Here is a 19113-nt window from a genome sequence, read left to right on the forward strand (position 1 = left end):
GGGGCGGTTGTCAAGCCCGGTCGGATGGTGGTCGGCATTGAATGGCGAGCGATTATGGAAACAATGGGGTTGTGGAAGCAGTGGCGAAGGTTCCCAGCTCGCCCGACACGGGCGAGAGTTCGGCGCGCCTTGAGGTGCTCAGGGAGCTGATGGGCCGGGGCCGTGCCACGGCCGCCGAGCTGGCCCGCAGCCTCGGGGTGACACCCACGGCGGTGCGCCGGCAGCTGGGGATGCTGCTCGATGCCGGACAGGTCGAGGAACACGAGCGCCGTCAGCCAGGACCGAGGGGGCGCGGGCGACCGGCACGGGAATACGTCATCACGGCTTCGGGCCGGGCGGTATTCGGTCAGGGCTATGACGATCTGGCAATCCAGGCGATCGGCGCGCTCGTCGAAGCAGCCGGGGCAGAGGGTGTCACCCGGCTGGGGGAGCGGCGCTGCGACGAGGTCGGGACGCAGTACGAGGAACGCCGCCGCGAGACTCCCGATGAAGACCCGGTCGAGACGCTGGCCGAATTGCTGGACCAGAAGGGCTATGTCGCCCGTGTCGCTCCCTCACCGGTTGGTGCCCAGCTGTGCCTGTACAACTGCCCGGTGGCGGAGGTCGCGACGGCATATCCGCAGCTGTGCGAGGTGGAGACCCGGGTGTTCTCCCGCCTGCTGGGCTCCCATGTCCAGAGATTGGCGACGATCGCCCATGGCGACGGCATCTGCACGACGAATGTTCCTTCCCACACCGTGACCTTCCAAGCAACCACACCCGATGACCCGGGCACCGACAACCATCGAGAGGCGACGAGCGCATGACACAGGTTGACACCGGACCGGCTCCCAGTCTGTCCGAGCAGCAGAAACTGGCCGACGAGCTCGAGACCTACAAGTACGGCTGGCACGATGCGGACGCCTACAGCGCCGCCGCCAAGCGCGGACTGTCCGAGGAGGTCGTTCGGGGCATCTCCGCGCTTAAGCACGAGCCCGATTGGATGCTCGAACTGCGACTCAAGGGGCTGCGCAATTTCGAGCGCAAGCCCATGCCGAACTGGGGCGTCGATCTGTCGACGATCGACTTCGACCAGATCAAGTATTTCGTCCGCTCCACCGAGACCCAGGCCGAGAGCTGGGAGGACCTGCCCGAGGACATCCGGCGCACCTACGACCGGTTGGGCATCCCCGAGGCGGAGAAGGCGAGGCTGGTGGCCGGGGTGGCGGCCCAGTACGAGTCGGAGGTCGTGTATCACAAGATCAACGATGAACTGGGGCGCCAGGGCGTCATCTTCCTCGATACCGACACAGGGCTGAAGCAGTACCCCGAGCTGTTCAAGGAGTACTTCGGCTCGGTGATCCCGGGAGGCGACAACAAGTTCGCGGCGCTCAATACGGCGGTGTGGAGCGGCGGCTCGTTCATCTACGTGCCCAAGGGGGTGCACTGCTCGATCCCCCTGCAGGCCTACTTCCGGATGAACACCGAAAACCTCGGCCAGTTCGAGCGCACCCTCATCATCGTCGACGAGGGCGCCTATGTGCACTATGTCGAGGGCTGCACGGCGCCGATCTACAAAACCGACTCGCTGCACTCGGCCATCGTCGAGATCATCGTGAAGAAGAACGCCCGCTGCCGCTACACGACCATCCAGAACTGGTCGAACAATGTGTACAACCTCGTCACCCAGCGCGCCACGGTCGCCGAGGGCGGCCAGATGGAGTGGATCGACGGCAACATCGGCTCCCGGGCGAATATGAAGTACCCGGCCTGCTATCTCATGGGTCCGCACGCCAAGGGCGAGGCATTGAGCATCGCCTTCGCGGGCGAGGGGCAACACCAGGACACCGGGGCCAAGATGGTGCACAACGCGCCGTACACCTCGAGCACGATCGTCTCGAAGTCGATCTCGCGCAATGGCGGGCGCACCGGCTACCGCGGCCTCATCGCCGTGTCGGAGGACGCCCACCATTCGGCGTCGAGCGTGAAGTGCGACGCCCTGCTGGTCGACAACATCTCGCGCTCGGACACCTATCCCTATGTGGACGTGCGCACCGACGACGTGACGATGGAACATGAGGCCACCATCTCGAAGATCAGCGAGGACCAGCTGTTCTATCTCATGCAGCGGGGTCTCAACGAGGACGAGGCGCGTGCGCTCATCGTGCGTGGTTTCGTCGAGCCGATCGCTCGGGAGCTCCCGATGGAGTACGCGCTGGAGCTCAACAGGCTCATCGAGCTCCAAATGGAAGGTTCGGTCGGCTGAATGACAACGAAGAATGGAGCCGGGCTCGTGGCGCAACCGGTGGATTCCGGGGCTGAGGCGGTGGCGGCTGCGGTGGAGACCCCAGCCTCGCACCTGCATCCGAAGGTCTCCTGGGATCTGGAGGACCATCCCCTGCCCAAGGGGCGCGAGGAGGTCTGGCGTTTCACCCCGGTGCGCAAGCTCACCCGCCTGCTCTCGGGCGAACCGACCGACCATGGCTTCGAGGTCATCGCTGCGCTGCCGGCCCAGGTCAGCCTGGGCACGATCAGCGAGGCTCGGGCCCGCGTCCTGAGCGTCGAGCCGCCGGCGGACCGCTCGGCGGCCATCGCCTGCCACAACACCCGGCAGGCCAGCGTGCTCGACATCCCGGCGGGCCTCGAGCTGGACGAGCCCGTGGAACTCACCTTCCGCGGGACCGGCGTGGACGAGAGGATCTACGAGCACCTCATCGTGAACGTGGGCCGGGCCGCCCGGGTCAAGCTCGTCTTCCGCTACGAGGGCAGCACCGCCTCCGCCGGCAAGATCGACGTACGGGTCGGCGAGGGCGCGCAGCTCGATTTCGTCACCCTGTCGGACTGGGCACCCGATGCCCTGCGGGCTGCCCAGCACTCGGTGCGAGTGGGTCGCGACGCGCACGTACGCACCGTGCAGGCCTCCCTGGGGGGTGCCGTGACACGGCTCATCGAGCGGGCCACCTTCGAGGGCAGCGGCGGTCAGCTCGAGCAATTCGGGCTGTACTTCGTCGACGGCGCCCGCCACGTCGAGCATCGGCTGTTCATCGACCACAACGAGCCCCACACCCGCTCCGAGGTGGACTACCGCGGGGCCGTGCAGGGCGAGGGCTCGCACAGCGTGTGGGTGGGCGATGTGCTCATCCGCAAGCAGGCCGAGGGGATCAACACCTACGAGGCGAACAAGAACCTGCTGCTCACCCCCGGTGCACGGGCTGACTCCATCCCCAATCTCGAGATCGAGACGGGCAACATCGAGGGCGCCGGCCACTCCTCCACGACCGGCCGGTTCGACGATGAGCAGCTGTTCTACCTGCGCAGCCGCGGTATCCCCGAGGACGAGGCACGTCGCCTGGTCGTCCAGGGTTTCTTCGTCGACATCATCCGACGCATCCAGGTGCCCGATGTCGAGGAACGCCTCATGGCGGCCGTGGACCGCGAGCTCGATGTCATCGCCCCCGAGATCGGGGATCCGAGGTGAGCTTCGTGCAGGTGGCGCAGCTCGACGAGTTGACCGACGGTCCGGTGGCTGTCGAGGTCGATCATCCCAGTGAGGGACCGCTGCCGGTGGTGCTCTTCCGCCTGCCGGACGGCGAGGTCCACGCCCTGCTCGACGAGTGCAGCCACGGCGCCGTCCAGCTGTCCGAGGGCGACTTCGATGCACACGCCGGCACCGTTGAGTGCTATCTCCACGGCTCACTGTTCAATGTCTGCACCGGCGCGGCGCTCAACCTGCCGGCCACCCAGCCGGTACCCGTCTATCCCGTCCGTGTCGAGGGTAAGCATGTCCTCGTCGACGTCGAGAACCCCTTGAAGGAGAACTGAACCGATGGCCACACTCGTCATCAAAGATCTGCACGTCGACGTCGACACCGAGACCGGCCCCAAGGAGATCCTCAAGGGGGTCGACCTGACCGTGAGCGATGGTCAGGTGCACGCCATCATGGGTCCCAACGGTTCGGGCAAGTCCACCCTTGCCTATTCGATCGCCGGGCATCCGAAGTACCACATCACGCAGGGTTCGGTGACATTGGACGGCGTCGAGCTCAGCGCCCTTCCGGTCGACGAGCGCGCGAAGGCCGGTCTGTTCCTCGGCATGCAGTACCCGATCGAGGTGCCGGGCGTGTCCATGGCCAATTTCTTGCGTACCGCCAAGACGGCGCTGGCCGGTCAGGCCCCCAAGGTGCGTACCTGGCCCAAGCAGGTGCGCGAGTCGCTTGCCCGGATGGACCTCGACGCGGAGTTCGCCGAGCGCTCGGTCAACGAGGGATTCAGCGGTGGCGAGAAGAAGCGCGGTGAGATCGCGCAGCTGGAACTGCTCGACCCCAGCACGGCGATTCTCGACGAGATCGACTCCGGCCTTGACATCGATGCGCTGAAGGTGGTTGCCGAGGGCATCAAGGCCTTCTCTCAGCGCCCCGGCAAGTCGGTGCTGCTCATCACTCATTACACGCGCATCCTGCGCTATGTCCATCCCGACCGAGTCCATGTCTTCGTGGACGGGCGGGTGGCCGTCACCGGTGGCAGCGAGCTGGCCGACAACCTGGAGGAGAAGGGCTATGAACAGTACGTCGGATGACTACGACATCGAGACGATACGCAGGGACTTCCCGATCCTGAGCCGCCAGGTCCACGGTCACCCGCTCGTCTATCTCGACAGCTCCAATACCTCGCAGAAACCGCGCGTCGTCATCGATGCCATAAGCGATCACTATGCGCAACACAATGCGAATGTCGCTCGCGCCATGCACGAGCTGGGCGCCGAGGCGACAGCCGCCTATGAGGGTGCCCGGGCGAAGGTGGCGCACTTCGTGGCCGCCGCCGAACCCGCCGAGATCGTCTTCACGAAGAATTCCTCCGAGGCGCTCAATCTCGCGGCCCACACGCTGGGCGCATCGCTTCGTCCCGGTGACGAGGTGGTGGTATCGGTGCTGGAACACCACTCGAACCTGGTGCCCTGGCAGCTGGCGTGCCAGCGCACCGGCGCCACCTTGCGCTGGTTCGACATCACGCCACAGGGCAGGCTCGATCTCGAGGCGGCCGAGCGCGAAGGGCTCATCAACGAGCACACCAAGGTCGTCTCGCTGGCCTGGGTCTCGAACGTGCTGGGCACTGTCAATCCGCTGCGTCGGATCGCCGAGCAGGCCCATGCCTATGGCGCTGTGGTCGTCGCCGATGGCTCCCAGGGGGTTCCCCACCTGCCGACCGATGTCGGGACGCTGGGTGTCGACATGCTCGCTTTCACCGGGCACAAGATGTGCGGGCCCACCGGGATCGGTGTGCTGTGGGGCCGACGCGCCCTGCTCGACGAGCTGCCCCCCTTCCTCGGCGGTGGTGAGATGATCGGCGAGGTGAGGATGGAAGGTTCCACCTGGGCGGAGATTCCTCACAAGTTCGAGGCCGGTACCCCGCCGATCGCACAGGCCGTTGGCCTGGGAGTTGCAGTGGACTACCTCGAGACGATCGGTATGGGGGCCATCGCGCGCCACGACCACCAGATCACCGCTCATATGCTCGAGGCGCTGGGCGAGCTCGACTTCGTGCACGTCATGGGCCCGGACAAGCCGGTCGACCGGGGTTCGGCGGTGTCGTTCACGGTCGATGGCGTCCATCCTCACGACCTCATGCAGCTGCTCGACTCGCGGGGCGTGGCGGTGCGCGGCGGACACCACTGTGCCGAGCCGCTGCATCGGCGGCTGTCCATCTCCAGCTCGGCACGGGCATCCGGCTATCTGTATTCGACCGACAGTGAGGTGGATGCGCTGTGCGAGGCACTGACCTGGGCCCACGCCTTCTTCACCGGCAGGGTCGCGGCGCGGGCATGAACGTCGAGGAGATGTACCAGGACATCATCCTGGACCACTATCGCGAGAAGCACCACGCGGGCCTGCGCGAGCCCTACGGTGCGCAGGTACACCACGTCAACCCCAGCTGCGGCGACGAGATCACGCTGCGCGTCGACCTGGACGGTTCGACGATCCGGGACGTCAGCTACGAGGGGGAGGGCTGCTCCATCTCGCAGGCCTCCTCCTCCGTGATGACCGATCTGGTGATCGGCAGGTCGGTGGGCGACGCGATGTCGTTGTTCGCCGAGTTCACGACGATGATGGAGAGCCAGGGTCGGATCGAGCCCGATGAGGAACGCCTCGAAGACGGCATCGCCTTCGCCGGTGTCTCGCAATTCCCGGCGCGCGTCAAGTGCGCGATGTTGAGTTGGTCTGCGCTGCGCGATGCCCTCGCGCGGGCCGGCGCCACGTTCGAGGAGAGCAGATGAGCACGAGAGAGTACGAGAGCACGCAGGTGGGCGAGCCGGTCCACGATCTGCGTGATGGCGTGGATGAGCAGCAGACCCGTCCCTCCGATCTGGTGCGCGACGAGCTGCCCGGCACGGCACAGACCACGGCGGCGGCCCAGGAGGAGCGGCACGAGCGTCCGGTACCGACCGAGGAGCAGGTGCTCGAGGCGATGAAGGAAGTCATCGATCCCGAGCTCATGGTCAATGTCGTCGATCTGGGGCTCATCTATGGTGTCACCATCGACGACGAGGCCAATGTGGTGCTTGACATGACGCTCACCAGCCCGGCCTGCCCGCTCACCGACCAGCTGGAGTGGAGTTCCGAGGCCGCCCTGGACGGGATCGCCAATACTGTGACGATCAACTGGGTGTGGATGCCGCCGTGGAGCCTGGAATGCATCACCGACGAGGGGCGCGAGCAGCTGCGCTATATCGGCTTCAACGTCTGAGCCGCCCGGACCTCACGCGCGCCGGTTTTGATTCCGGCTGCGGTGCCGGGGACAATGGCCAACGGTCCATTGTCAGCAGTAGTGCCAGGAGCGTCGTGATACGAGCCACTGATCTGGAAGTGCGAGTCGGAGCCCGGCTGCTGCTCAACCCGGTGAGTTTCCAGGTGATCGGCGGCGACAAGGTCGGCGTCGTCGGACGCAATGGCGCCGGGAAGACAACGACGATGCGGATCCTCGCTGGCGAGGGGCAACCGGCCTCGGGGAGCGTGCATCACTCGGGACGGATCGGCTATCTGCCCCAGGATCCGCGCGAATCCGATCTCATGGTCACGGCCCGCCAACGGATCGTCTCGGCGCGCGGGCTCGACCGGATCGCCGCCGAGCTGCGCCGTTCTACCGAGGAGATCGCCACCACTACCGGATCCCGGCGTGACAAGGCGATGACGGCCTATGACCGGGCCGATGCCCAGTTCACCGCCGCCGGGGGCTATGCAGCCGAGGCCGAGGCGGCTCGGATCGCCGCCAACCTCTCCCTGCCCGACCGGGTGCTCGAGCAGCCGCTGCACGAGCTGTCCGGCGGCCAGCGGCGGCGCGTCGAGCTGGCCCGCATCCTGTTCAGCAACGCCGACACCCTGCTCCTCGACGAGCCCACCAACCATCTGGACGCCGACTCCATCGCCTGGCTTCGCGAGTTCATCAAGACCTTCCCCGGGGGTGTCATGATGATCAGCCACGCAACCGAACTGCTCGACGAGACGGTCAACAAGGTCTTCCATCTGGACGCCAACCGCGCCACGCTCGACGTCTACTCGATGGGCTGGAAGCTCTACCTCGAACAGCGTCAGGCCGACGAGAAGCGCCGGCGCCGCGAGCGGCTCAATGCCGAACGCAAGGCTGCCCAGCTCATCTCCCAGTCCGACAAATTGCATGCCAAGGCCACCAAGGCCACGGCCGCGCAGAACATGGCGCGCCGGGCCGAGCGGCTGCTGGCCGCCACACAGGACCAGCGCAGCCAGGACAAGGTCGCCAGGATTGTCTTCCCGGAACCGGCGCCATGCGGACGCACTCCGCTGAGCGCGCACGACCTGTCCAAGTCCTACGGCTCGCTCGAGGTGTTCACCGGCGTCGACCTGGCCATCGACCGCGGCAGCCGCGTCGTCGTTCTCGGCCTCAACGGCGCAGGAAAGACGACATTGCTTCGGGTTCTGTACGGCCTCGAGCCCTCCGACACCGGTGAGGTGGTGGCGGGCCACGGGCTCAAGCTGGGCTATTTCGCCCAGGAGCACGACATGCTCGACATGTCGTCTTCGGTGCTGGAGAACATGCATGCCGCCGCGCCCCAGCTCAATGACACCGATGCCCGCAAGGTTCTGGGCAGTTTCCTGTTCACCGGCGACGACGACCACAAGCCGGCCGGTGTGCTTTCGGGTGGTGAGAAGACCAGACTGGCGCTGGCCACCCTCGTGGTGAGCTCCGCCAATGTGCTGCTGCTCGACGAGCCCACCAACAATCTCGATCCGGCCAGCCGCGAGCAGGTGCTCGAGGCGATCCGGGCCTACCAGGGCGCGATCGTGCTGGTCACCCACGACGAGGGTGCGGTGGAGGCCCTGGAACCCGACCGGGTGCTCATCCTCCCCGATGGCGTCGAGGACTTGTGGGACCACGACTACACCGATCTGGTCGCGCTGGCCTGAGCGCTCGCGCACCGCGCGCGTGCTGTCGGCTTGGCTTGCCTCGGCTCAGGAGGGCTCATGGACAGAGTGGTCAAAGGTGCCCGTATCGGCGGGAGCTCGCGCGAGCGCCTCGCCGCGCAGCTGGCCCAGGAATACCTCGCCGGCGCGACCATCCGGGACCTGGCGGCGCGATGCGGACGCTCCTATGGTTTCGTCCAGACCCTGCTCGTCGAGACCGGCGTGGCCATGCGCGCCCGAGGTGGCGCGCGGCCCGCGGCGCACGCCCGGCCACCTGCCCGCACCGGCGCAGCGAGCACCCCGCCAGGCGGTGCCCTCGCGCCTCAGGCAGCTGCCTGTGCCCCAGCCGGCGAGGCGGAGGCGGCTGCCCGGGTGCAGGGGCGCAAAGGGAACAAGGGGCACAAGAAGGGGAAGGCCGCCAAGGGCAAGAAGAAGCGTTCGGGCAAGCACAAGGGCAAGTCCGGCCCGAAGAGCTGAGGAGGCGCGCGAGGGCTAGGTGCCGGCGACGAACTCGTCGATGCTCACCGACACCTCGATGCGCTGGGATGCCTCGCCTGGAGGCTGGTGACTGTGGAAGGCGTTGGGGCCCATCGCCACGAGATCGCGCACCTGGGCGCCGTCGCAGTCGGCCTCGAAAGCGACGAGCCGGTGGCCTGCCGCCACCAGCCCGGCAGCGGCCATCTGGGCGCCGAGCTGTTCCTGCTTGCCCTGCGCAACGTCGAGCAGATCCAGCTGGGCGCGCAGCCCGGCCAGATGCCGCGGGGTGGGCCAGGCCACCACGACACGACCACCAGGCGCCAGCATGCGTGCGAACTCGGCCGCATTGCGCGGCGCGAAGACGCACAGCAGCGCGTCCAGCGCCCCGGCTCGCACCGGCAGGCCGGACCAGGTGTCGGCAACGATGCTGGCCAGGCCGTGCTGGGCGGCTCTTCTCGCCGCCGCGACCGAGACATCACTGGCCAGGCCGAGCGTGTGGGAATGTGCGGCGAGCACACCTGACAGGTACCAGCCCGAACCGGCGCCCACCTCGAGGACACGGCGCGCCCCCGAGAGCATCTCCACGAGTGCCTGCCGCAGCGGCAGATAGACGCCCGAACCCAGGAAACGCTCCCGGGCGGCAACCATCGCCGCGGAATCGGCGTTGGCCGGTTCCGGGCCGTTCGCCAGATTGACATATCCGCCGCGCGCGATGTCGAAGCTGTGGCGTCGCTCGCAACGCAGGCTCGTGTCCTCGCGCCGCAGGGTGGCATCGGGCAGCTGCCGGGCGGCGCAGACCGGGCAGGCGAGCAGTGGCAGGGCCTCATCGAGCGCCGGGGGAATCTTCACAGTGTGCGCAGCATGCCGCCGTCGACGGGCAGCAGGAAGCCGGTGAGATAGCGTGCCGCGTCGCTGAGCAGGAAGGCAGCCACCTGGCCGAACTCGGCAGGCGTCCCGAGGCGCCCCATCGGGATGCCCGCGTTCGCTGCGTCCTGCCCAGTCGGTTGGTGGCCCAGCAGGTCGATCATCCGCTGGGTGGCGATATTGCCCGGAGCCAGCGCGAAGGCCCGCCCACCCGAGGGTGCGAGTTCATCGGCCAGTTGCTTGACGAGCATGGCCAGGCCTGGCCGCAGCCCATTGCTCGGGGCCATATCGGGCAGCGGGGACTTCGCCGACACCGAGAGCACGAAGCCCACGGTGGCGGCACAGTTGACGCCGCACACTGCGCGAGCCACTCGAAGCGCGGCCAGGAAGACGGAGTCGAAGGCTAGGGCCCACTGCTCGTCGGTGGTGGTGAGCACTGCCCCCTTCGGGGGGCCGCCCACCGAGACGAAGGCTCCGTCGAGACGTTGCCAGCGCTCCAGGGCCGCGTCGACGGCTCGCCGGGCCGTGTCCGGGTGGGCCAGATCGGCGGGCACCGCCGAGGCGCTGTCACCGCCCAGTGCGCGCACTGCAGTCGACAGCGCCTCGGCGCGGCGGGCCACGAGCACGACTCGCGCACCCTCGGCGACGAGCGATTGCGCGGTGGCGAGTCCAAGCCCGCCGCTGGCGGCGGTGATGACGAAGACCTTGCCGGACAGTCCCAGATCCATGGGTTCATCCTGCCGCAGCTGTGCGCCGACCGGTAACGTGGCGGCGTGAACAGCGACGAAACACAGGGAAATGGCCGCGTCGCCCTGGTGACAGGGGCAAGCCGGGGCATCGGGGCGGCGGTCGCGCAGCGGCTTCTCGACAGGGGCTATCGCGTTGCGGCGACCTCGCGCAGCGGACACGCACCGCAGGGCGCGCTCGCGATCGAGGCCGATGTCACCGATCCCAGCCACGTCGATGCGGCCTTCGCGCGGGTGGAGCAGGAGTACGGGCCGGTCGAGGTGCTGGTCTCCAATGCAGGTGTCACCAAGGACACCCTGCTGGTGCGGATGACCGACGAGGACTGGTCCGGGGTGATCGACACCAATCTCACCGGCAGTTTCCTCGTGGTTCGCCGGGCGGCGCGCTCCATGATGCGCAAGCGCTTCGGGCGTATCGTGCTCATCGGCTCGGTGGTGGCCGGTCTCGGCTCGCCGGGCCAGGTCAACTATGCCGCGAGCAAGGCGGGCCTCATCGGCGTGGCCCGCTCCGTGGCGCGAGAACTCGGTGGTCGCGGGGTCACCTGCAATGTCGTGGCTCCTGGCTTCATCGCCACGGACATGACCCGGGAACTCGGCGACGAGCTGCGCGCAGAGTACCTGCGCCGGATCCCGGCCGGGCGCCTCGGCGAGGTCGACGATGTGGCGAACGCGGTGGAATTCCTCTGTGCCGATGCCAGCGGCTATCTCACCGGTGCGGTGCTTCCGGTGGACGGCGGTATGGGGATGGGGCGGTAGTTTTTCCCTGTAGACCAGGAAAGGACATGGATTCGATGGGGATTCTCGACGGCAAGAAGATCGTGGTGACGGGTATCACGATGAACACCTCGATCGCCTACAAGGTGGCCCAGGTGGCTCAGGAGCAGGGTGGCGAGGTCATCGTCACCGCCTTCGGCCGGGCGGTCAGCCTGTGCCGGCGGGTGGTGACCAAGCTCGACCCGGTGCCGCAGGTGCTGGAGCTCGATGCCAGCAGCGCGGAGAGCCTCGCTGCGCTGCCTGACGCGCTGCGCGAGAACGGTTTCGATCATGTCGATGGCCTGTTGCACTCGATCGCTTTCGCGAATCCCGAGCGGGCCCTGGGTGGCGCTTTCCTGTCGACCGGCTGGGACGACGTGGCGACGAGCCTGCACACCTCCACCTATTCCTATGTCTCGCTCGCGATGGCGCTGCGGGAGCTCATGGGTCGGGGTTCCTCGATCGTCGGTCTCACCTTCGATGCGACGGTCAGCTGGCCGGCCTACGACTGGATGGGTGTCGCCAAGGCCGGGCTGGAGTCCGCGAACCGTTATCTGGCCCGCTATCTCGGACCGGACGGCATCCGTAGCAATCTGGTCTCCGCGGGGCCGATCGACTCGATCGCCAAGAAGGCCATCCCGGGATCTGCCTCCCTCAACGACGTCTGGGCTCAGCGTGCCCCGCTGGGCTGGGATGCGAGGGACGCCACCCCGGTCGCCACGGCAGTCTGCGCGCTGTTCAGCGAGCTCTTCGCGGCGACCACCGGCGAGATCGTGCACGCCGACGGGGGACTGTTCTCCACCGGCTCGTGAACACCGCGGCTGCGGGGAAGCCGCGAGCCAGCAGTTCAGTGGTGGTGGGGCCAGCTTGCGGCGGCGCTCACGGCGTCCTCGCACAGCCCTTCCAGGGTGCGCAGCTGCGTCTCGCGCGCGAGTACCGCATGGGAGTGCAGGCTGGCGGGGCTGGCGTCCAGCCCCGCCCGGCAGGCCTCGCGCCACAGCAGGGCGCGATCGAGAAGCTCCTGGTTCGCCGCCGGATAGGCCGGCCCCAGCGTGATCGACGTCGCGCCCTCGGGTCGGCGTCCTGCCGGGGCATCGAGGCGGCCCAGCTCACGGGCGGCGTCGAGCACCTGCTCGTTGAGGGCCCTGGCCGCCTCGCCTGGAGTTGACGGGGGTATCGGGCGTTGTGCCGCGACGAGCTGCCATTGCATGGCCGGTCCCACCGGGCGGGGCAGCCAGGCCAGGCCGCCGTCGCGGGCCACCACGATCGCACCGCACTCCAGTGCCAGCCGGTTGGTGGGCACCGGCCCTCGTAGCCCTCGCAGACGCCCGGGCCGGGGCAGCAGCAGGACCCAGCGTTGGGTGGGCATCACGGCCGCCACCCTGGCAAGCACGATCCGCACCGGGCTGCCCGTGTCGGATGCGAGCCCGAGCAGTTCCTGCTCGTCGACGGCGTGGTGGGGACGGCCGGGTGTTCCGTTGCTTGACGTCCGTAGGGCATACTCGGCCTGCGGTGCGCTGATCAGGCCTGCCGCCATCTCATTGAGCACGCTGGTCAGGTGAAGGCACTCGAGGACTGGATCCGACACGGCGCAAGGTTAGCCGCTCGGCGCACGCGTCCGGCAGCGAAGCTTGTATGTTCTAGGTCATGGTGTCGGTTGTCGAACTCGCGGATGTCAGTGTGCGCCGTGGCCACTCGCTCCTGCTCGACGGTGTGGACTTCGCGGTCGAAGAGGGCGAACGCTGGGTGGTCATCGGGCCCAACGGGGCGGGCAAGACGACATTGCTGTCGCTGCTCAGCGCCCAGACATTCCCCACCCAGGGGATGGTCGGGCTGCTGGGAGAGGTCATGGGGGCCGTCGACGTCTTCGAGCTGCGGCCCAGGATCGGTGTGTCCAGCTCGGCCATCGCCGAGCGGATACCGCGCGGAGAGCTGGTCCGCGATGTCGTGGTCTCCGCGTCCTATGCCGTCATGGGTCGCTGGCGCGAGGCCTACGACGAGATGGACTTCCAGCGGGCGGCGCAGCTCATGGACATGTTCGACCTGTCTGGGCTGGCCGACCGCACCTTCGGCACCCTCAGCGAGGGGGAGCGAAAGCGCACCGAAATCGCCAGAGCGCTCATGACGGACCCCGAGCTGCTGCTCCTCGACGAGCCGGGTGCAGGACTCGACCTTGCCGGGCGTGAGCATCTGGTGGCCACGCTGTCGGCCATGTGCCTCGACGACGATGCGCCAGCGGTGGTGCTCGTCACCCACCATGTCGAGGAGATCCCGCTGGGCATCACCCACGCGCTCTTGCTCAATCACGGCAGGGTTTCCGCGCAGGGTCTCGTGGAAGAGGTGCTCACCGACGAGAACCTCACGGCCACCTTCGGGCTGCCGCTGCAGGTCCGCCGTGACGACGACGGACGCTGGACCGCGAAGGCCGCCCCGGTCCGATCCGGCCAGGAGGGCTCCTGAGCCGCGCGCAGCGTCGGTGTCTTTGGTGCCCGGTGTTTCTGCCAGGACGCTGTCCAGCGCGGGGCCGGTCTCAGACAGTCACCTGACGTTCGCCGGGAGATTCGAACCATGATGCGGGTTTGCGCTGGTAGCGCCCCGCGATGACACCGCAGACGATGAGCTGGGACATGTGGAAGATCATGAGGGGGAGCACGAGGAGCGGAACGGTGGCCGACGCGAAGAGCACCGAGGCCATGGGCACCCCGGTGGCCAGCGATTTCTTCGTTCCGCAGAATTGGATGGCGATCTGGTCGCGGCGATCGAAGCCGAGGCGCCCGGGGACCCACCAGGTGAGAACGAGCATGAGGCCGAGCAATGCCAGCAGCACCGGCAGCATGCGGGCGATGTCACCGAAGCCGACGCTGTGCCACACCCCCTCGTTCATGCCGTCGCTGAAGGCGTTGTAGACAACGGTCACAATGCTCAGCTGATCGACGTACTTGAGCTTGGGGTGGCCCAGCACGAAAGCCTTCGTCCAGCGGCGGGTCAGCTGCCCGAGGATGAACGGCAGGAGGAGCTGGACGAACAGGTCGAGGATCGAGGCGGGTTCGATGACCAGGCCGCCGGTTCTCATGACGAACATGGCGAGCAGCGGGGTGAGGACCACGCCGAGGATGTTCGACAGCGAGGCGGACACGATGGCTCCGGCGACATTCCCCTTGGCGATGGAGGTGAAATTGATTGAGCTCTGCACGGTCGATGGCAGGATGGAAAGCCACAGCACTCCCACGAACAGCTGGGGGCTGATGAGCGTGTGCAGCATGGGGCGGGCCGCGAGCACGATGAGCGGGAAGACCAGATAGGTGGATGCCAGGATGGTCAGGTGCAGGCGCCAGTGCTTCAGCCCGTCGATCGCCTCGCGGGGTTCCAGCCGCACTCCGTAGAGATAGAACAGCACGAAGATGAGCGCCTTGGTTGCCCAGCCGAGAACGACACTGCCTGAACCGTGGACGGGAAGCACAGAGGCCAGAGCGGCTGCGCAAATGATCGCCAGGACGAAGCGGTCGACATGGATACGGCGGTACCACGGTCTGGCATCGAGTGATCTGCTCACCGCGACATTGTAGGGGGCTGGATGCCGTCGCCGACGCGGCGTATCGGACTACCCTTGCGCCGTGGCCAGCCTCGTGGAGATCGCCGATCCGGCGGATGAGCGGCTCCGAGATTATGTGGCATTGCGCGATGTCTCGTTGCGCAGGTCGCTGGAGGCTGCCCAAGGCCTGTTCATCGCCGAGGGCGAGAAGATCATCCGCCGGGCCTGGCAGACCGGCCATCTCCCGCGGTCCTTGCTGCTGGCGCCGCGCTGGGTGCCGGGGCTTCGCGATCTGCTGGACACCAGCGATGTGCCCGTCTACGTGGTGAGCGAGCGGCTGGCCGAGCAGATCACCGGCTTCCATGTCCACCGAGGAGCGCTGGGTGCCTTCGAGCGGCGTCCGGCCCGGCAGATGAGCGAGCTGCTCGATGCCCGGCGGCTGGTGGTGTGCGAGGACATCGTCGATCACACGAATGTCGGTGCCATCATCCGGTGCGCAGCGGGGCTGGGCTGGGATGGGGTGCTGCTCGCGCCGCGGGCTGCCGATCCGCTGTACCGGCGTGCCATCAAGACGAGCATGGGCGCGGTCTTCTCGCTGCCGTGGGCCCGTATGGACGACTGGGCCCATGGTCTCGAGCGACTGCGTGATGCCGGTTTTCTCGTTGCGGCCATGGCCCTGCGCCACGACGACGTGGGGATCGACGAGTTCGCCGAGCAGCTGGACCAGCACCCCCGCAAGGTGGCATTGCTGATGGGTACCGAGGGTGCCGGTCTCAGTTCTCACTGGCTGGCCCAGGCCGAGGTCGTCGTGCGCATCCCGATGGCTCGGGGTATTGATTCGCTCAATGTGGCAGCCGCAGCGGCCATCGCGTGCCACGTCCTGGGGCCGAAGATCTCCTGATCCCGGCGCGGCTTCCCGGGTGGGGCGCCCGGGATCAGGCCACTCAGTCGACGACGACGGTGCTGCCTCCGCGGGCGTTCGACTCCAGTCGGACCTCGCGTCCCTTCGTGTGCCAGACGATGACCCGGCGGTGTCCGCCGGTGAGTTCACAGCCCTGGCCGAAGCGGTACTCCAGCGCCGACTGGGCGGAATCGTTGTCCGGCACGGTGAAGCTCACCGAGCGAATGCGCTCACGATGGATATCGGTCTGCGGCTTGAGGCGCGCTATTTCTGCACGGGTTTCATCGCAGAAGGAATGTGCCCAGTCGGAGGCCACCAGTGCCTCGACTGCTTCGACGAGTTCCGTGCCCTGATCATGGATCACGGTGGCCATGGCGATCTCCTTTCGTCTCACCTCCATTTCACCACCGTTCGCCCACAGAGGACAGGGCAGGGCGGAGCCGATCTTGCGCACTGGACCGCTGATCCGCTAACTGCCCACCCGGTGGCTGCATCGGCGTCGGCCCATGACCGGTGTGCTGGCACGGGCGGGGCGTGTCAGCTGGCCTCGCCGGCGGTCCGTTTCGGGTGCACCGGCCAGTCGTCGGGATAGAGGGGTGCCAACTGCTCCTTCTCCTCGTCGAGCTTGCGCCGTGATCGGGTGGAGAGCCGATCACCGAAGACCGTGCCGTGCAGATGGTCGGTCTCGTGCTGCAGACAGCGGGCCAGCAGTCCGGTGCCCTCGATTCTGACCGGGGCGCCGGTCTCGTCGACCCCCTCGCAGACGGCGAAGTCTGGCCGAGAGAGCGGCTGATAGGCGCCGGGCCACGACAGGCAGCCCTCCTCGGCGCTGACCAGCCGGCGATCCTTGCCCTGGGGCAGGGTGACGACGGGATTGCAGACCACGCCGTGGATGAGTTCGTCGTCGGCATTGGGGCAGTTGAAGACGAACAGCGCGATATCGCGATTCACCTGGGGGGCGGCCAGGCCGACACCATCGGCCGCGGCCATCGTGGCGAACATGTCTGCCACGAGCTGGGCAAGCTCCTCGTCGAACTGCGTCACCGGCTTGGTCGGTGTGCGCATGACCGGCTCGTCCCAGCGTGTGATCCGCAGCAGCTTTCCCGTGCTCGCCCACTGTGCCGGGCTCTTCATCCGTCGACCTCCTTGCCCCGCGGTGCGCCAGTGCGCCCCGTCGCAAACCCAACCGATGCGCCATGGTGCACCGTCATTCATCCCACCGGTGCGCGATGGCGCACGCGCACAAACCTATACTCGCGCCCGTGGGCGACGAAGTTGAGCTGACCGGCCCGTGGGCCGATGCGCTGCGCCGCTTCAGCGCCCATCTGGCCCTCGAGCGGCACGATTCGCCCCATACCGTACGCGCCTATCTCAGCGATCTCCACGAGTTCGCGCTCTTCGCGTGCAGGTGCGGGATCGGCTCGCCGCAGGGGGTGACCCTGGCGGGTCTTCGGCGCTGGCTGGGCGAGCAGCAGGCGAGCGGAGCGGCCACAGCCACGATCGCCCGGCGGGCGGGCGCGGCGCGGGTCTTCTTCCGCTGGAGCACCCGGGAGTCGATCACTGCTTCGGACCCGGCCCAAACCCTCCGGTCGCCGAAGATTGGGCGTCGTCTGCCCGAGACGCTGACCCAGGAGGATGCCCGAGAACTCCTTGACGCCGCCACCGCGAAGGCGGCCGAGAGCGAGGGTCCTCTCGGTGTGCGTGATGTGGCGATCCTTGAGGTGCTCTATGGATCGGGCATCCGGGTCAGTGAGCTGTGCGGCCTGGACCTGGGCGATGTGGACGAGCAGCGTGGCCTGCTGCGGGTGCTCGGCAAGGGCGACAAGCAGCGCAGCGTCCCGCTGGGACAGCCAGGGCTGCGCGCGCTGGCTCGCTGGCGTTCCGTCCGGCCCCAGCTGTGCGCACCCGCCTCGGGTATGGCCGTCTTCCTGGGGGCGCGCGGTTCCCGAATCGATCCTCGCGTCGTGCGCCGGGTGGTGCATGAAAGCCTGCGCGGCGTCCCGCAAGCCCCAGATGTCGGACCGCATGGCCTGCGCCACGCGATGGCGACCCATCTGCTCGAGGGCGGCGCAGACCTGCGCAGCGTGCAGGAGATGCTCGGGCACGCGTCGCTGGCGACCACGCAGATCTATACCCATGTGAGCGACGAGAGGCTGCGCGCCGCCTACCGCCAGGCGCATCCGCGTGCCTGATCCTGGTTCGGCGCTCGCTGCTAGGGAGCCCAGCTGAGCCAGGGCTGAGGATCGATCGCTACCCCCTGCCGGTGCACGGAGAAGTGCAGATGGCAGCCCGTCGACAGGCCGGTTGTTCCCACGAGGGCGATGATCTGCCCCGCGCTGACGGACTGACCGGTGCGAATCAGGCCCACCCCCGCGTCCAAGAGGTGACTGTAGGAGCTTGAGAGGGCCTCACCTGTGGCGAACCGGTGATCGATGACAACCCGGTTGCCGAACCCATTCACCGTGCCGGCGAAGCCCACGATGCCCGACCAGGCGGCGCGCACCGGGGTGCCGCACGGCGCTGCGAAGTCGATCCCGTCGTGGAGCTCGCTCGTGCCGCGTACCGGATTGATGCGGTATCCGAAGCGGGAGCTGACCTGTCCCGCGACCGGTGTCATGGCGGCCCCCGAGGATCCTGTGGCGGGTGCAGGAAGGCCGGTGAAATGGTCGGCACGGGGTGCCTCGCCGGTGGAATGGTCGGCACGGGGTGCCTCGCCGGTGGAATGGTCGGCACGGGGTGCCTCGTCGAGAGCGAGCGGAGGACGAATGGTGATCGCGAGGGGCAGCAGGCGGATCGGGCCGGCAGGTGCGCTGGAGCCGCTCCAAGCCAGGGGATCGAGATAGCTCTCGCCGTCGAGGAGGCCCCAGTGCAGGCAGGCCTGCGCGCAGTGGCCCGGCAGCAGGCGGCCGAGGGGCTGCCCGGCGCTGACCTGCTGTCCCTGTGCGACGGTTGGCTCTACCGGCTGGTAGGTGGTGCGCTTGCCGTCGCGGTGGAACACCGAGACCGAGGTGACCCCATTGATAGTGCCGACGAAGCTGACCCGGCCCGCAGCGGCGGACAGCACGCTCTCGCCTGCCGACCCGGCCAGGTCGACGCCGCGGTGCCCGGGCTGCCAGGGCTGGGCGGGAGGATCGAAGCGGCGCAGCACCGCTCCGGGGATCGGCAGGACGCTGGGCGGATCGGCGCGGGCAAGGGAGGGCGCCAGCAGGTCGGCGCCACAGGCCAGACATGTCATGAGCATGAGGACCGCAGGCCAGTGCCGCGCGCGGTGCCTGGGCAGCTGCGGCACGGCATGTCTCGATGTGCCATGTCCGTGCGTGCCATGTCTGTGCGTGCCATGTCTGTGCGTGCCGAGTCTGCGTGCGTCGCGTTTGCGCACGCCGGCTACGCACACACCGGCTATGTTCATTCCGGCTATGTGCACGGTGT

General features: G+C 67.7%; 22 protein-coding genes. 15 read left to right on the forward strand and 7 right to left on the reverse strand.

Annotated features, from left to right (window positions below; all coding sequences use genetic code 11):
* The first annotated feature begins 41 nt into the window (after nucleotides 1–41).
* The 10 genes from BMX93_RS00635 (at nucleotide 42) to BMX93_RS13200 (ending at nucleotide 8888) form a co-directional block, all read left to right on the forward strand.
* A complete protein-coding gene (locus BMX93_RS00635) occupies nucleotides 42–806 on the forward strand; it encodes a helix-turn-helix transcriptional regulator (protein ID WP_091966613.1) in 765 nt (254 codons plus the stop codon).
* Nucleotides 803–2245 (forward strand): Fe-S cluster assembly protein SufB, encoded by a 1443-nt coding sequence (sufB, locus tag BMX93_RS00640; protein WP_091966615.1) that lies wholly within the window; start codon nucleotides 803–805, stop codon nucleotides 2243–2245. Before BMX93_RS00635 ends, sufB begins: the two co-directional genes overlap by 4 nt.
* Nucleotides 2246–3457: a Fe-S cluster assembly protein SufD gene (sufD, locus tag BMX93_RS00645; protein ID WP_091966616.1), complete on the forward strand. Its 1212-nt coding sequence runs from the start codon at nucleotides 2246–2248 to the stop codon at nucleotides 3455–3457.
* The gene (locus tag BMX93_RS00650) at nucleotides 3454–3801 is read left to right on the forward strand and encodes a non-heme iron oxygenase ferredoxin subunit (protein WP_091966618.1); all 348 of its coding nucleotides are present in this window, start codon (nucleotides 3454–3456) and stop codon (nucleotides 3799–3801) included. Before sufD ends, BMX93_RS00650 begins: the two co-directional genes overlap by 4 nt.
* A 4-nt stretch (nucleotides 3802–3805) precedes the next feature.
* Complete coding sequence (gene sufC / locus BMX93_RS00655) at nucleotides 3806–4555, forward strand: Fe-S cluster assembly ATPase SufC (protein ID WP_091966621.1); 750 nt, start codon at nucleotides 3806–3808, stop codon at nucleotides 4553–4555.
* Nucleotides 4536–5801, forward strand: a complete 1266-nt coding sequence (locus tag BMX93_RS00660; RefSeq protein ID WP_091966623.1) for a cysteine desulfurase — start codon at nucleotides 4536–4538, stop codon at nucleotides 5799–5801. Before sufC ends, BMX93_RS00660 begins: the two co-directional genes overlap by 20 nt.
* Nucleotides 5798–6250, forward strand: a complete 453-nt coding sequence (gene sufU / locus BMX93_RS00665; RefSeq protein WP_091966625.1) for a Fe-S cluster assembly sulfur transfer protein SufU — start codon at nucleotides 5798–5800, stop codon at nucleotides 6248–6250. Before BMX93_RS00660 ends, sufU begins: the two co-directional genes overlap by 4 nt.
* 104 nt (nucleotides 6251–6354) lie before the next feature.
* Nucleotides 6355–6720: a metal-sulfur cluster assembly factor gene (locus BMX93_RS00670; protein WP_245725661.1), complete on the forward strand. Its 366-nt coding sequence runs from the start codon at nucleotides 6355–6357 to the stop codon at nucleotides 6718–6720.
* A 95-nt stretch (nucleotides 6721–6815) separates the two neighbouring features.
* A complete protein-coding gene (locus tag BMX93_RS00675; protein ID WP_091966629.1) occupies nucleotides 6816–8414 on the forward strand; it encodes an ABC-F family ATP-binding cassette domain-containing protein in 1599 nt (532 codons plus the stop codon).
* A gap of 57 nt (nucleotides 8415–8471) precedes the next feature.
* Nucleotides 8472–8888, forward strand: coding sequence for a helix-turn-helix domain-containing protein (locus BMX93_RS13200; protein WP_245725642.1), 417 nt, complete (start codon nucleotides 8472–8474; stop codon nucleotides 8886–8888).
* A gap of 15 nt (nucleotides 8889–8903) precedes the next feature.
* Here BMX93_RS13200 and BMX93_RS00685 read toward each other — a convergent pair whose 3' ends face one another.
* Both BMX93_RS00685 and BMX93_RS00690 read right to left on the reverse strand, forming a co-directional pair.
* Complete coding sequence (locus BMX93_RS00685; RefSeq protein WP_091966631.1) at nucleotides 8904–9737, reverse strand: putative RNA methyltransferase; 834 nt, start codon at nucleotides 9735–9737, stop codon at nucleotides 8904–8906.
* Nucleotides 9734–10480 (reverse strand): SDR family oxidoreductase, encoded by a 747-nt coding sequence (locus tag BMX93_RS00690; RefSeq protein ID WP_091966633.1) that lies wholly within the window; start codon nucleotides 10478–10480, stop codon nucleotides 9734–9736. The genes BMX93_RS00685 and BMX93_RS00690 overlap by 4 nt, the downstream gene beginning before the upstream one ends.
* A gap of 45 nt (nucleotides 10481–10525) precedes the next feature.
* Here BMX93_RS00690 and BMX93_RS00695 point away from each other — a divergent pair, with 45 nt between their 5' ends.
* Together BMX93_RS00695 and fabI are read left to right on the forward strand one after the other, a co-directional pair.
* The gene (locus BMX93_RS00695; protein WP_091966637.1) at nucleotides 10526–11254 is read left to right on the forward strand and encodes a beta-ketoacyl-ACP reductase; all 729 of its coding nucleotides are present in this window, start codon (nucleotides 10526–10528) and stop codon (nucleotides 11252–11254) included.
* A 35-nt stretch (nucleotides 11255–11289) separates the two neighbouring features.
* The gene (gene fabI / locus BMX93_RS00700) at nucleotides 11290–12063 is read left to right on the forward strand and encodes an enoyl-ACP reductase FabI (protein ID WP_091966858.1); all 774 of its coding nucleotides are present in this window, start codon (nucleotides 11290–11292) and stop codon (nucleotides 12061–12063) included.
* A gap of 35 nt (nucleotides 12064–12098) precedes the next feature.
* Here the strand turns inward: fabI and BMX93_RS00705 are convergent, their stop codons facing one another.
* Nucleotides 12099–12839 (reverse strand): hypothetical protein, encoded by a 741-nt coding sequence (locus BMX93_RS00705; RefSeq protein WP_091966639.1) that lies wholly within the window; start codon nucleotides 12837–12839, stop codon nucleotides 12099–12101.
* Nucleotides 12840–12898: 59 nt separating this feature from the next.
* Here BMX93_RS00705 and BMX93_RS00710 point away from each other — a divergent pair, with 59 nt between their 5' ends.
* Nucleotides 12899–13711: an ABC transporter ATP-binding protein gene (locus tag BMX93_RS00710; protein WP_091966641.1), complete on the forward strand. Its 813-nt coding sequence runs from the start codon at nucleotides 12899–12901 to the stop codon at nucleotides 13709–13711.
* Between the two features lie 70 nt (nucleotides 13712–13781).
* Here the strand turns inward: BMX93_RS00710 and BMX93_RS00715 are convergent, their stop codons facing one another.
* Entirely contained in the window at nucleotides 13782–14804 is a 1023-nt protein-coding gene (locus tag BMX93_RS00715; protein WP_091966643.1) for a bile acid:sodium symporter family protein, read from the reverse strand.
* A gap of 61 nt (nucleotides 14805–14865) precedes the next feature.
* Here BMX93_RS00715 and BMX93_RS00720 point away from each other — a divergent pair, with 61 nt between their 5' ends.
* Nucleotides 14866–15684, forward strand: coding sequence for a TrmH family RNA methyltransferase (locus BMX93_RS00720; protein ID WP_091966645.1), 819 nt, complete (start codon nucleotides 14866–14868; stop codon nucleotides 15682–15684).
* Nucleotides 15685–15727: 43 nt separating this feature from the next.
* Here BMX93_RS00720 and BMX93_RS00725 read toward each other — a convergent pair whose 3' ends face one another.
* Entirely contained in the window at nucleotides 15728–16057 is a 330-nt protein-coding gene (locus BMX93_RS00725; protein ID WP_091966647.1) for a hypothetical protein, read from the reverse strand.
* Nucleotides 16058–16221: 164 nt separating this feature from the next.
* Nucleotides 16222–16818 carry a peptide deformylase gene (gene def, locus BMX93_RS00730; protein WP_091966649.1) on the reverse strand — a complete coding sequence of 199 codons (597 nt, stop codon included), beginning with the start codon at nucleotides 16816–16818 and terminating at the stop codon, nucleotides 16222–16224.
* 95 nt (nucleotides 16819–16913) lie between these two features.
* On the opposite strand from def, the gene BMX93_RS00735 reads away from it, so the two are divergent.
* Complete coding sequence (locus tag BMX93_RS00735) at nucleotides 16914–17876, forward strand: tyrosine recombinase XerC (protein WP_091966651.1); 963 nt, start codon at nucleotides 16914–16916, stop codon at nucleotides 17874–17876.
* A gap of 20 nt (nucleotides 17877–17896) precedes the next feature.
* Here the strand turns inward: BMX93_RS00735 and BMX93_RS13020 are convergent, their stop codons facing one another.
* Nucleotides 17897–18973: a peptidoglycan DD-metalloendopeptidase family protein gene (locus tag BMX93_RS13020; protein ID WP_218139161.1), complete on the reverse strand. Its 1077-nt coding sequence runs from the start codon at nucleotides 18971–18973 to the stop codon at nucleotides 17897–17899.
* Nucleotides 18974–19113: the final 140 nt, after the last annotated feature.

It is taken from the genome of Propionibacterium cyclohexanicum (assembly GCF_900111365.1).
Classification (GTDB): Bacteria; Actinomycetota; Actinomycetes; order Propionibacteriales; family Propionibacteriaceae; genus Propionibacterium; species Propionibacterium cyclohexanicum.

Excerpts from the sequence above, each read along its gene's own strand:
- BMX93_RS00635 (WP_091966613.1), top strand. The coding sequence starts at position 42 with ATGGCGAGCGATTATGGAAACAATGGGGTTGTGGAAGCAGTGGCGAAG.
- sufB (WP_091966615.1), top strand. The coding sequence starts at position 803 with ATGACACAGGTTGACACCGGACCGGCTCCCAGTCTGTCCGAGCAGCAG.
- sufD (WP_091966616.1), top strand. The coding sequence starts at position 2,246 with ATGACAACGAAGAATGGAGCCGGGCTCGTGGCGCAACCGGTGGATTCC.
- sufC (WP_091966621.1), top strand. The coding sequence starts at position 3,806 with ATGGCCACACTCGTCATCAAAGATCTGCACGTCGACGTCGACACCGAG.
- BMX93_RS00660 (WP_091966623.1), top strand. The coding sequence starts at position 4,536 with ATGAACAGTACGTCGGATGACTACGACATCGAGACGATACGCAGGGAC.
- sufU (WP_091966625.1), top strand. The coding sequence starts at position 5,798 with ATGAACGTCGAGGAGATGTACCAGGACATCATCCTGGACCACTATCGC.
- BMX93_RS13200 (WP_245725642.1), top strand. The coding sequence starts at position 8,472 with ATGGACAGAGTGGTCAAAGGTGCCCGTATCGGCGGGAGCTCGCGCGAG.
- BMX93_RS00690 (WP_091966633.1), bottom strand. The coding sequence starts at position 10,480 with ATGGATCTGGGACTGTCCGGCAAGGTCTTCGTCATCACCGCCGCCAGC.
- fabI (WP_091966858.1), top strand. The coding sequence starts at position 11,290 with ATGGGGATTCTCGACGGCAAGAAGATCGTGGTGACGGGTATCACGATG.
- BMX93_RS00710 (WP_091966641.1), top strand. The coding sequence starts at position 12,899 with ATGGTGTCGGTTGTCGAACTCGCGGATGTCAGTGTGCGCCGTGGCCAC.
- BMX93_RS00725 (WP_091966647.1), bottom strand. The coding sequence starts at position 16,057 with ATGGCCACCGTGATCCATGATCAGGGCACGGAACTCGTCGAAGCAGTC.
- def (WP_091966649.1), bottom strand. The coding sequence starts at position 16,818 with ATGAAGAGCCCGGCACAGTGGGCGAGCACGGGAAAGCTGCTGCGGATC.
- BMX93_RS00735 (WP_091966651.1), top strand. The coding sequence starts at position 16,914 with ATGGCGCACGCGCACAAACCTATACTCGCGCCCGTGGGCGACGAAGTT.